The 550-nt window shown below is 64.2% G+C and carries 1 protein-coding gene; it reads left to right on the top strand.

Annotated features, from left to right (window positions below; all coding sequences use genetic code 11):
- The coding region (locus ABD323_RS44785; protein WP_344447699.1) for a hypothetical protein at positions 1-550 on the top strand (550 nt) is incomplete at both ends.

Here is a 550-nt window from a genome sequence, read left to right on the forward strand (position 1 = left end):
GGTACGACCTCGGCTACCGGATCTGGGACGGCGACGGGAACGAGCTGCCATACCAGGAGTGGGCAGCGTTCACGAAGATGTCCAAGAGGGTCGAGCCGGGACAGTCCGCGACGGTTGATGCGCGGGTGAAGTCCTTACCACCGGGCGATTACACGATTCGCTGGGACATGGCCAAGCGGGGAGAGACCCGATTCTCGTGGAACGACGTGCCGATGTCGGCAAAGGTGAAGCTCACCATCCCGAACCAGGTTCCCGAGGTCGAGTCGATGTCGCCGCCCAGCGACTACGACGCGGGGTCACTCCCCCCCCCTCTGTTGCTGGAAAGACAGGACCGGGACGACTGGCCGGGGGATGGCGTGCAGTACGAGTTCCGGATTTGTGACGAGGGCGGGGACAACTGCACGTCCTCCGGCTGGCTCGACGAGGGAGTCTGGTCCGTCCCGGACGACACCCTGTCTTGGGGGAAAACCTATTCGTGGCAAGGCCGGATCACCGATGGCAAGGACTCCAGCCGCTGGACGCGTGCTGCCTACCTGAACACCAGAGTGGC

The sequence above is a fragment of the Kitasatospora nipponensis genome, from assembly GCF_039528135.1.
GTDB lineage: Bacteria > Actinomycetota > Actinomycetes > Streptomycetales > Streptomycetaceae > Kitasatospora > Kitasatospora nipponensis.